Genomic DNA, 9,997 nt, shown 5'->3' with positions numbered 1-9,997 from the left:
ACCTAGATATTTAATATCTCTTCAGCTTGCCTTTGCTTTAATCGCGATGGATACACTGCATCCATCGCGATTAAAAACTCTGCGACATTGGAATACGCTTCGCTTTCATACACTAACTTAGCGACTTCCTCTGCAAGTCTGCGTCCATGAATCAAGACTATTGGATACTTGTCTTCAATCACTTCTCGTTGAACTGAATCTGAAAAATAACTGGTGGTTACATACACACCTAGCCAACCACGTTTCAAACGTGCCACGGTACGAGCAATATGATTACCACCCGTAGGTGTATTGAGTGACTCACATTTTGCCTGCCCTAGCACAATCAACTCCACTTTGGAGAATCCACTGCCCAACGTCACCTTACCGATAAAATCGGCACCACCGTCACCCGAGCCTTGAGTCACCCAGCCTTTTTGATAAATGCCAAGCTCTCTATCGATCACGCGTTCTGCAATAACCTCTGCAAGCGCCTCAAATCTATGCTTCTTGTTGGCATAGTAATCATAAATTTGATTTAAAATTTTATCGGACTCAGATCCCGGAATAGGCTTTTGATTTACCGTTTTCTCAAGACTCAGTTTGGAAACTCGACGGCGTAATTTATTAAGAGAATTACTGCCTTCATTTAGCCATTGTCGCCAGCTTTTAGGGGCGGCATTATTGGTTATCGCGAGCGAAAAGCCTTTCTTACGGCGGCTATTTATCCAATCCCATTCGAACACCTCATGCTCTGCGGCGATACAAAGCACCGTAAAATCAAAGGCATAATTTGTAAAAGTTCGAGCTAATTTATTGTCCCACTGGGTCACTAATTCAACACTATTAATGATCCCCAATCCATAAAATTGCGGATAACCTTTAGCGACGCCATTAACTATCGCCCGCTTAAAAAACAAGATAGGTGGAGTTAATAATCTCTCGTCCACACTGTGTGAATGGGCTAAACGAAACGCTTCAAGTAGTGCTTTATTTCCTGGCGCGGTAGCAGGATCTTTACCTGGTTCTTTGTTGTCACCAAAGTAGCGAATATGACCGTTATCAACGTCATAAAAATCTTCCCAGGGGGTTTCTACTGATCCTTTTTTATTTGGGCTACTAGAAATAAGTATTGCCGGGCGCACAAGTTGACCCAAGCTCGTTTTGATTTTGGCGCAGGGATTGATTCCCTTTTCAAGTTGCAGGTTGTTGGCGTCGATGGATTTGGTTAGAAAGTGGAAATTGAGGTGGCCATCTTCATACATGTTTTTACCACATGCTGGCTTTTTATATCTCAGTACATCACCAATCTGAATTTCCATTATTCGTCACCAATCCTTATCTAAGTAGCTTGGTGCAATATAACATACTGATATTTAATTAAAAGAAATGTGGATGCCAATTGTGAGTATGTGCTTATTCAACTGCTAATTTGTAACCCCATTCAAGGCTCACACTGAAGTTGACGCGATACAAGGGCTTCACAGCGGAAAATGGTATCGATAAGCAGGCCCTCTGCGCCATGGATGGCGCGGTGGAGCCCTCATGGAAGAGTTTACGGCGTGCCTGCGGGCGATACCATTTTGTGGCCACTGTTGAGACTTAAAGCTAAGCACTCACTACTGCCCACTCGGCAATAAGTACCTCGTACTTCGGCCGCCGGCGTCGGCTTTCACTAAAAAGCCTTGCTCGACCATTTGCGCAAGGTGACGGGTGGCGGTGGCGCGGCTCACCTTCGCGACTTTTTGATACTGGCTACTATTCATCCCTAATTCAAAATCGCCATCTAACATCCGATTGAGCACTTTGGCTTGCTCTTGACTCAATAAGGATTGATCGACATTTTGCCAATACTGCGTTTTTAGCAGAGTCTTGTTCACATCAGCCATCGCATTGAGTAAACAATCATTGAGGGTTTCAAAAAACCATACTAACCAAGGAGTAATATCGACATTACCCCTTTGAATGGACTCTAAAATGTCATAGTAGGCTTGGCGACGGGCCAGAATACTGACCGACATAGCGTAAAAACGAATTGAGCGTTTTTCCGCTTGCGCCAAAGCTAAATCGGTCAATAAACGCGTGATGCGCCCATTACCATCATCAAGCGGATGCAGAGTCACAAACCAAAGGTGAGTTATCGCCGCACGGATAAGCGGATCTAAACCCAGATCTTGCCGTGAAGCATTAAACCATTCGATAAACTGTGAGAGTTCAGCGTCCAAAGTCGCTCGAGAGGGGGCCTCAAAATGCACCGTTGGTTTATCAATGCGGCCAGAGACAACCTGCATAGGTGTATCGCCACGCAGCGCTCCACCAATAACGGGGTTAAACAGCGTATAACCTTGGGGAAATAACTGTTTATGCCAACCTAATATCCGCTCAAGGGTTAACTCTGTATCTAAATTTTTTAAGGCATCGAGCATAATGTCGGCTAAACCATCGGTTTGTGCCGTGGTCGGATACGGTTTGTCATCTGACACACCGAGTTTTTTAGCCAAAGATGAGCGCACCGAAGCCGCATTGAGCTTTTCACCTTCAATGGCGCTGGAATGGATAATGTTAGCGAGTAAGGTGTCGAGTGCCGCCGCTGAGGTTAACAGGTTGTCGTCGGGACTTAGCATTTGCTTGCCAAGCAGTTGGCCCTGATTGAAATAGACCTGACGCAGCAAGGCATCAATGCTGCTGGCATTCCAATGAAACTTAGGCCAATCGGCTTGCTGCCAAATCCACATATCCTACCCCATGAGTCAAATAACAAGCCTATTCTACTCACACAATGAGTCAATTAACAAACCTATTCACCTCACAAAATGAGGCAAATAATACAAGTAATCGCCTCACCTTGCCCAAATGCTTCTAGCATAAAGGAATTTATCCTGTTGATTACCTCAACAACGCAATACCGACGCAACGCTAGCTTTGCGCTACCAAAACCTGTGCACTGCGATATACTGCCAACGTTGATAAAACACTAATGCTAAACCCAATTTACACACCCATCACGACCACGCTGACAAGAATGCTGAGCCCAATCCATGCCTGATAACCCAACTATTGCCACCCTTCCCGATTCTCAAAGGCATAACCATAGTGAAGATGTGCAGCTCAATCAGCCACAGTGCGATTCAGCTAAACCAAATGACATCAGGCCAAGCTTACTCGCGCCGAATGCAACCAAGCCAAGTGCAACCAAGCCGAGTGCAATCGAGCCAAATGCGATTAAGCATGAGTCGGTTGTTGCCGAGCAAAAACAGAAGGTTATTTTTATCGGCTTACCCAGAACAGGGACAACGAGCGTAAGCGTGGCACTATTGGAGCAAGGCTTAAAAGTGGCACATATGGCGTTTACTAAAGCAGCCTTTATGCAGGCTGATGCGATTTCCGATGCGCCTTGTTTTAGCGATTTCAAGCAGTTAGATAAACTCTTCCCCGAGGCCAAATTTGTCTATATTGACCGAGAGTTAGACTCTTGGGTGCCGTCGATGCAGATGTTACTCAGCCGAATGCTGCCACATTTGGATGCCAAAACTGGCCGATTCCACCCAATCATGAAGCGCAGCTTTCGCCATAGCTTTGGCGTAGGTATAGTCGAAAATCCGCAGGATGAACAACATCTTATCGATTGTTATCAGCGTCATAAAGCTGAGGTGGTTAACTACTTTGCGGGCAGACACGACTTACTCAGTATCGATGTGAGCCAACAAGGTGCCCTCGGTCAGCTATTGGCTTTTATGGGCCTAGCCGCTAGCGAAAATCAGCAGAACTTTCCTAAGCTCAATGTCGGTCGCAATGTGGCTAGTTGGGATGAATATAAACACCCGAATAAGATCAGCGCCAATGCCTCGGGGCCTGAAAAACGTAAGTTCTTTGATTATAAAATCTAGGTTCTAGATTCTAGGTTAATCATTATTTTTCCGACGCTTAACCACAGTTAACCAGTCGAGACTCACGCCCGAAATCGCATTAAAGCCGCGAATACGGAAGATAAGTTGCAATAACTGCGGCCGAGGCCTGACTTTGGGTTCGACCGAGCGTGGAATAAACCACAGTGTCACAAATGCGCGCAGTATGGTCGATACTAAAAACACTACAAAAATCGGGCTACTGAGCCAAGCATTCCAGCCTGACCAGACTAAAAAGTCCGCCGCATGGGAGGCAATCGTGCCGCCAACCATCGCTCCCACAAACACCAATCCCGCACTGAGTGACGCTTGCAACGCTGCATAGGTCGCAAAGTCACTGCGAAAGGGACGAATATCATAAAGGTAATTGGCGGTACTTAAGGTAAAGCCGCTCCACGCCAGCCCAGAAAATGCCTGAATAAGGAGAATATACAGATAGTTATCGGAAAACAGCCATAGCAATGGCAAGCTTGGGATCATGCAACTGGTAATAATCATCACCAAACGATTACCGAATTGATCGCTAAATCGTCCCCAAAACTTTAGCGTCACAAATTGAGTCGCTATCGAGGCTACGCTCGCGAGCACAAACTCGATGTAGCTAAAGTGCAGGTCTTCCAGCATATACACAGCGAAAAACGGCGCCGATATGGCGACCATCGCCTGCATACTGGCCACAAACAAGCTGTACTGGCGAAAGGTTTTATCCTTCCATGCGCCGCGAAAGTTACCAATGGTTTGGATAAATACGCCCCGCTGCTTGGCTTCGCGCGGATCAGGATCGTGCATTTGCAGTAATAACCAAGCCGAGACAAAACGCCCCATAGCGGCAATCGAAAACAGCAGCGTAAAACCCAACCAGGCCATTTGCTGCGAATCGGTCAAGGTCAGAATGCCACCGCCAATAAAGAATACACTTAAGGATGCGCCCATAGTGAGTCGGGTACGCGCCGCGAAAAAGGCGCCGCGGCGACGTTCAGGTACAATCGACCCCATCCAAGCGCGCCAATGGGGTTGGATAAGATTAATAAAACCGTGATACCCCACGGCGAGCGCGATAAATATCCATACTGCGTGCTCAGGCCGAAAGGCCGCTAACGCGCCCATTCCTAATACCAACACAGCCTGTAAAGCTGCACAGTAAACGATAAAACTACGACGAGAAAAATGGCTCGCTAACCAGACAGAAACTAACTGCGACATCGCCCCAAAGAGCTGCGGTAATCCAGTAACAAAACCCATTTGCGCAAGACTAGCACCGAGAAAAATCGCGTAAGCATTAAAAAAGTTATCGCTGGTTGCCGTCATCATCGACGAGGCAACGGCTTCCTGCTGCGAGCGGCGCAGAGTACATCTTAACCAGAGATTTCTGGCGCTACGGCGCGCACAAGTTAATGCTGCGGGTACTTCGTGGTTGCCCATTCCAAGCCAAATCCATATGAGACTAAGGGTTTTTAATGGTGCAATTATGTCGTATATAAGCAAAAAACAAAACGCCCCGTTTGGGGCGTTTGATTAGGGCTAGAAGCAAGCCTTTAACTCGGCTTCTTGATCTAACAGGCTTTGATACAAGGTAAACTGGTTCGCCGCCCTATCCAGATTATGGCCCTCACGGTGCACGTGGAAATACACGTCGCCATTGAGATAATCCGTTAAAAAACGCACGCCGATCATCAGGCAAATGACTCGCGCCCCAAGCCAAAGGCTGCGTTTTTCGACCTCAGTTAATACCTCGGAGAGCTCACTTAAATAGCCACGGCAAATGGCGGCAAAGATCGACTGGCGCACTTTAACATTTTCAAGGGCAGTAGAATCTTCTTCCTCGGGCGAACAGAAGGTACGCACCATATCGCCAAAGTCATACATTAGATGACCTTTCATGCAGGTGTCTAAATCGATAATCGCCATGCTCGACATGTCGCGCTTATCAAACAGCATATTGTTGATTTTAGTGTCGTTATGGCAGATCCGCAGCGGTAACTGCGGCGAGATTTCAGCCAGTTCATCCAATAAACTCTGCTGCGACAGCGCGTAATCAACCCATTGACGGCACGACTCTAAGCGTTTGGCTTTATCCTGCTGCACCGCTTGGCGCAGCATTTCCATCCGCCCAGGCAAGTGATGAAACTGCGGGATCACATCTTCAAGCTCGGTGGCGTCAAAATCACTTAATGCACAGGCAAAGTGACCAAAGGCCTTGGCGGCCATTTCAGCTTGCGCTTCAGACTTCACCACTTCGATACTTAAACTATGGGGTAAATAACTGATCGCACGCCAAAATCCCTGCTCACCTAAGTCGATAGCAAGTTCACCCTCTTGGGTAAGACAAGGGCTAACCACTTGCAGACCATATTGCTGCTGCAATGCCTTTGCGCATAAATGATGGCTGATCTTATCGGCATTACTCACCAGCGCCTGCGGCGTCTTAAACACTTGGGTGTTAATACGTTGCAGCACCAATTCACCCGTAGGCCAACGCACTAATAAGGTGTCGTTAATATGACCATTCCCTAACGCTGAGATTTTTGCCTCGTCGGCTTCAATTCCAAAATGAGGCAACACTGACTGCCTAATGAGTTTTATCACCCAATAACTCCATTAATTTTTGCTTTACCCAGACAGTATCCTGCGGATAGGTCACACCGAGCCAAGGTTCGCTGGCCACATCAACATAGACGGGCACACCTTGCTCAATTGCCGCCTGAACCACAGCAGGCAAATAGCATTCCGATTTCGGCAATTGGCCCTGTTGTTCAATAAATGCGGTTAATTGCTGTTTAATAACATCAAATATGCTTGGCGAAAAGCCCCAGCAGGTCATGGATACCAGCGACTGTGGAGGAAGCTTTGCGAATCCCATTGGTCCTTCGCCAACAAAACCATCATCTTGCGCTCGAATATTTAACCACTCGGCGACCGAGCGTAACTGCCCATGCTCAACTTGGCATAAGCCACGGTTTACTCCACCATGCTCAGATAACGTCAGCTCGATAGGATAAGCCACCATCATCCAATCCTTAGGTCTCGCGGTTAAGCCTTGTGCTAACGAGGCAATGGCGCTGTCACCGTAAAAGTCATCGGCATTGATCACTGCCATTGGCCCTGTTACCCAATCGCGGGCACACCAGAGCGCATGCGCTGTCCCCCAAGGCTTTAAACGATGGCTAAAATCAGCAAGCTTTGCGTCTTGTGGTAAATCACTTAATGACTGGTAGCAAAAGTGATATTCAAAGTTTGCGGGTAAAAACTGCGTCAAGATCCCGGAGAGTTCCGCCTCAAGCTCAGGGCGGATCACTAATACGGCGCGCTGAAATCCACTGCGAATAGCCGATAAAATAGATAACACCAACATGGGTTCGCCCGCAGGCCCAAGGGAGGCTAACTGCTTATCGCCGCCAAAACGACTACCAAGGCCCGCCGCCATAATGACTAAGGTCAAATCTGTATTCATGTGGGATTGAGTTTTCAGTTCGTATTAAAGAAATTTTCCCGAACCTCGCCGTCATCGGCTATGCGAGTGCATGTAACACAAGATCGGAGAAAAAGAGGAGCAAAAGTGTAATCTACCCCTCTAATCCTGACTAGCATTTAAGCTTATTTTTATCTATTTAACGGGCTAAATAAGTTCCAAAGGCACGATTTGGCTCTAAAACCGCTTGGCTGCCTTTGAGGCTGAACTTATAACCACACAAACCAATGCTGCCACGGCGGGCTAAATCGGTAATGATATTAGCGGTATCAAGCGGCGTGAAACGCGCTTCAGTGGCAGAGTCGGCAAGCAAGTCCACAGTGATAGTGCGATACTCAGTGCCATTATTAAACACTAATGCACTACAACTCTTATCCCCCTTCGCCGTAGCAATAGACCACAGGTTTTGCGGCTTGTCGCGTTCACCCAACCAACGAATAATTAATACATCTTGCTCTAATGCCACCGAAAAACCGTCGGGCAGATCTAAGGTCACACGATCGCTTGCTGCAATAGGTGCTGAAGGCACCGCTGGCACAACCGACTCGTCTACCTGCGACTCATCAGAACTAGGCCATAATCCCCATACCAGCAAGACTAACAACACAGCGCCCGCACCGCCGCCGACAGGCAACCAGTAACGGCGCTCCAGCTTAGGTAATTTAGGCAACTTAACATAACGACGATAAGGGGCGAAAAACTCCGCCACGCCCCTAAACAATTCAGTCATCGAACCGGATTCTTTAGCTTCAGCGCGGCGACGACGCACTTCTTCAGCATGCTCGGTATCATTAAATACCTCAGCATTGTCATCGGGATCAAAGCGCCACACCGGCTCATCACTGTGCTCAGCAGGATCAAGCGGCGCACGCTTAAATTCTTCTCCCTGCAAATCCACTTGAGCTAAATCGACCTCGGCGAGGTCGATTCGCGTTTGCTCTACTCGGCTCGGATTGGCGGGACGAAAATCGGCATGCCCCTCAATTACAGCATCAGGCACCACAAAATCCGCTGGATTGGCAGTCATCTTAGTTAAGGCATCAAAGCGCAGCTCATCTTGGCGCAACACCTCAAGTTCTGGCTCAGCAACAGCAGACGAAATAGTTGGCTCTGTCTGGGAATAAGCTTCTGCCGGAGCCGCAACAGGAATATTTGCTGATACATCAGGCACCGCATTTTGCGCAGCAGCCGCCTTTGGCGTGATCACAGGTTCAACTCGGCGACGGGGGATCGCCTGCGAGATAGGCGCATCGAGTGCTGGTCCATAATAACCAAAACGGTAATCCACTATGGTTGGCGACTTCAAACGGGTTCCCCAAAAAGTCGCGCCAGCCCCCAACACTAACCCTAATATCGCCAATACTGGTGGCGCAGCCACAATATACAGAGCCAGTAAAATCAGTAGCGGCAGAATAAAGACTGCAACCAAGGCCTTAGGCTTAGCCGCATCATTTAAACGGCGCAGCGCAGTAAGGGCGAGCAAAGGTAAGCCCACTAACGCTAAAAGATACATTAAAAAGTTCGCCCCAAACGCGGCGACAGCCAGTGAAATGCCCAAATACACACCAACACTGATGGCCACAAAGCGGGGACGGGAATCACGCCCATGAAGGCAGAAAAGAGATTTTAACAGCACGACCCTTCCTTTATAGTGAAATAATTCAAGCGCACACGACCTTCTATGTCGTATAAGCATGAGCGTAACGAATTTAGCCGCACTTGTCAGTGCAATATGCCGCTTGAGATATAAAAATGCTGATTATATCCATCTAAAGCTAAATCAGGCTTAATTCTCAAGCTCAGCAAGGCTTAGGGACGCAGAGATGTTCAGTATCCAATCTTTGAGTCACAGTAAACCGTAAAAATGCACCAGCGGCAGCGCTAACTGTCGCAAAACATAAATAGACAACAATTGCCGGGTAACTAGCCCTAGCGTTTTTAAGGTCAAAATCTGTATAATACTCGGCTTTCTGGGCCCTTCTTGCGTTAACCAACTGGATATTTAGCTCATGACCGCACGCGGAAATTTATTTATTGTGTCAGCGCCAAGTGGTGCGGGTAAATCCTCGCTAATTTCGGCATTGTTAAAAGACAAACCTGCCGATATGCAGGTTTCAGTATCGCACACCACCCGCGCGCCACGCCCAGGTGAAATTGATGGTCAACACTACCATTTTGTTAATGTTGAAGAATTTAAAGCACTGATCGCGCAAAATGCCTTTTTTGAGTGGGCCGAAGTGTTTGGCAATTACTACGGCACATCGCGCCATGTGATTGAGCACACGTTAACTCAAGGTATTGATGTGTTTCTCGATATCGACTGGCAAGGTGCCCAACAAGTCAAAGCTTTGATGCCAGAAGCCGTGGGCGTATTTATTCTGCCACCCTCAAGGGATGAGCTAGAGCGTCGCCTGACTGGCCGCGGTCAAGACAGCCAGGATGTGATCGCCAGCCGTATGGCACAGGCGGTTTCTGAAATGTCGCACTATAAAGAATATGATTTTATTATCGTCAATGACGATTTTGACACAGCACTGGCGGATCTGCGGGCGATCATTCGCAGCCAACGCTTAACGGGTGCTAGTCAGATCCACGCGCAAAATGATATGCTTAACGATCTGTTGGCAGGCTAACTGCCATAGTG

8 protein-coding genes are annotated in these 9,997 nt (G+C 47.7%); 2 read left to right on the top strand and 6 right to left on the bottom strand.

What is annotated here, in order from left to right; genetic code table 11:
• Window positions 1-2: 2 nt before the first annotated feature.
• Both M0413_RS01905 and M0413_RS01900 read right to left on the bottom strand, forming a co-directional pair.
• Window positions 3-1,301 (bottom strand): restriction endonuclease, encoded by a 1,299-nt coding sequence (locus tag M0413_RS01905; protein ID WP_249552998.1) that lies wholly within the window; start codon window positions 1,299-1,301, stop codon window positions 3-5.
• A gap of 297 nt (window positions 1,302-1,598) precedes the next feature.
• A complete protein-coding gene (locus M0413_RS01900; protein WP_249552997.1) occupies window positions 1,599-2,714 on the bottom strand; it encodes a Fic family protein in 1,116 nt (371 codons plus the stop codon).
• Window positions 2,715-3,017: 303 nt separating this feature from the next.
• On the opposite strand from M0413_RS01900, the gene M0413_RS01895 reads away from it, so the two are divergent.
• Window positions 3,018-3,866: a sulfotransferase family protein gene (locus M0413_RS01895; protein WP_249552995.1), complete on the top strand. Its 849-nt coding sequence runs from the start codon at window positions 3,018-3,020 to the stop codon at window positions 3,864-3,866.
• 15 nt (window positions 3,867-3,881) lie between these two features.
• On the opposite strand, the gene M0413_RS01890 is transcribed toward M0413_RS01895, so the two are convergent.
• The 4 genes from M0413_RS01890 to M0413_RS01875 form a co-directional block, all read right to left on the bottom strand.
• On the bottom strand, window positions 3,882-5,306 hold the full coding sequence (locus M0413_RS01890; RefSeq protein ID WP_249552994.1) for an MFS transporter: 1,425 nt from the start codon (window positions 5,304-5,306) through the stop codon (window positions 3,882-3,884).
• A 99-nt stretch (window positions 5,307-5,405) separates the two neighbouring features.
• Window positions 5,406-6,470 (bottom strand): phosphotransferase enzyme family protein, encoded by a 1,065-nt coding sequence (locus tag M0413_RS01885; RefSeq protein WP_055647870.1) that lies wholly within the window; start codon window positions 6,468-6,470, stop codon window positions 5,406-5,408.
• A complete protein-coding gene (locus M0413_RS01880) occupies window positions 6,454-7,335 on the bottom strand; it encodes a nucleotidyltransferase family protein (RefSeq protein WP_249552992.1) in 882 nt (293 codons plus the stop codon). Before M0413_RS01880 ends, M0413_RS01885 begins: the two co-directional genes overlap by 17 nt.
• A gap of 157 nt (window positions 7,336-7,492) precedes the next feature.
• Window positions 7,493-8,989, bottom strand: a complete 1,497-nt coding sequence (locus M0413_RS01875) for a hypothetical protein (RefSeq protein WP_069453775.1) — start codon at window positions 8,987-8,989, stop codon at window positions 7,493-7,495.
• A 373-nt stretch (window positions 8,990-9,362) separates the two neighbouring features.
• On the opposite strand from M0413_RS01875, the gene gmk reads away from it, so the two are divergent.
• The gene (gene gmk / locus M0413_RS01870) at window positions 9,363-9,986 is read left to right on the top strand and encodes a guanylate kinase (RefSeq protein ID WP_069453776.1); all 624 of its coding nucleotides are present in this window, start codon (window positions 9,363-9,365) and stop codon (window positions 9,984-9,986) included.
• Window positions 9,987-9,997: the final 11 nt, after the last annotated feature.

The sequence above is a fragment of the Shewanella sp. 8A genome (assembly GCF_023475945.1).
GTDB classification, from domain to species: domain Bacteria; phylum Pseudomonadota; class Gammaproteobacteria; order Enterobacterales; family Shewanellaceae; genus Shewanella; species Shewanella xiamenensis.
The sequence above is the reverse complement of the archived record's forward strand: the minus strand, read 5'-3'. Positions and strand labels throughout refer to the sequence as shown.